The 1,762-nt window shown below is 51.9% G+C and carries 1 protein-coding gene; it reads right to left on the reverse strand.

Going from position 1 to position 1,762, the window contains the following annotated elements:
- On the reverse strand, window positions 1-1,762 hold a 1,762-nt coding region (locus N518_RS16595), incomplete at both ends, for an Ig-like domain-containing protein (RefSeq protein ID WP_034594376.1).

Consider the following 1,762-nt stretch of genomic DNA (forward strand, 5'->3'; position numbering starts at 1 on the left):
ACTGCTGTTGCCATTAACATCAGTCACGACAGCTCTGTATTGATAGGTGTTATCTGCGACTCCAGTCTGTGCGGCTGTTGTTGCCACCCAGGTATTTCCGCCATCCGCAGAAATCTGGTAGACCACGGTAGAACCTGTTTCCTGACCCGTTAATGTCAAATTAAATGTATTGTCATTACTGATTCCATCAGAGAGGCTGATGCCTGTATCGGAGAAATCTGCCAGACTCAGGCTTCCAGGAATTGGTGCAATATTATCTATTGCAGTCGCGGTATCGGTGGCAATGTTGCCATTAATATCGGTTGCGGTGGCGGTGTAGTTACCGGCGAGAGCTGGCGCGGCAATGCTGCCACTGATGCTGCCATCTGGCGTCACTGTGACCGGCACTGCTGCTCCATCCGGGCCCCGTACCGTTACACTGGCACCCGGTTCGGTGGTACCGCTGAGAGTGGCACTGCCATCGGCATTGATCACCACATTCAGCTCTACTGTCGTAATAGTATCTATAGTCAAAGTTGCTGTATCTGTACCCGTATTACCTGCCTGGTCTATGGCTCTTACAGTAAGGTTATATGTCCCGTCCTGTAATACCGGCAAAGTATTATCTGCTAAAGTCCAGGTGCCATCACCGTTATTTACGGCTTCATAATCAGTACCATTGAGAGTAACCACGATTCGTGCGGTAGTATCATTAACCGTACCACTCAACGGTGGGGTATTATCTCTGCTGGAACTATCATCCAGCACCACCACTGGCGCTGTAATATCAGCTGAAACTGTACCGCTACCCGATAATGATGCATTCCCTGCAGGATCTGTTGCTATTGCAGTAATAATATCACCATTAGCAAGACCACCCGGGTTAGCTACACTCCAGCTGCCACTTTCATCTGCAAGTGCGGTAGCGATCGTGCCATCTGGGAAGGTAACAGTGACAGTAGCCCCAATTTCTGCTGTTCCACTAATCGGATCAGTTACGTTAACCGGATCAAGCTCAGGAGCATCTGGAGCAGCTGTATCTACAGTGACATTAACTGTATCTGTGACACTGCTGTTGCCATTAACATCAGTCACGACAGCTCTGTATTGATAGGTGTTATCTGCGACTCCAGTCTGTGCGGCTGTTGTTGCCACCCAGGTATTTCCGCCATCCGCAGAAATCTGGTAGACCACGGTAGAACCTGTTTCCTGACCCGTTAATGTCAAATTAAATGTATTGTCATTACTGATTCCATCAGAGAGGCTGATGCCTGTATCGGAGAAATCTGCCAGACTCAGGCTTCCAGGAATTGGTGCAATATTATCTATTGCAGTCGCGGTATCGGTGGCAATGTTGCCATTAATATCGGTTGCGGTGGCGGTGTAGTTACCGGCGAGAGCTGGCGCGGCAATGCTGCCACTGATGCTGCCATCTGGTGCCACATTGACCGGCACTGCTGCTCCATCCGGACCCTGTACGATTACACTGGTGCCCGGTTCGGTGGTACCGCTGAGAGTCGCGCTGCCATCAGCATTAATGATTACTATAAATTCTAAACTTGGAGCTGTAATGTCTGCATCAACCGTCGCGCTGGCCGGGGCCGAGCTGTTGCCGGCCGCATCGCTGGCCACCACGCTGATCTGCTGGCCATCGCTCAGGTTGCCCGGGTTGGCCACGCTCCAGTTCCCCGCAGCATCTGCTACGGTGCTGGCCGTGGTGCCGTTCGGATAGGTCACCACGATCCGCGCACCCGCCTCTGCCGTGCCGCTGATCGGGTCAGTG

It is taken from the genome of Acinetobacter sp. UNC436CL71CviS28, from assembly GCF_000620525.1.
GTDB lineage: Bacteria > Pseudomonadota > Gammaproteobacteria > Pseudomonadales > Moraxellaceae > Acinetobacter > Acinetobacter radioresistens.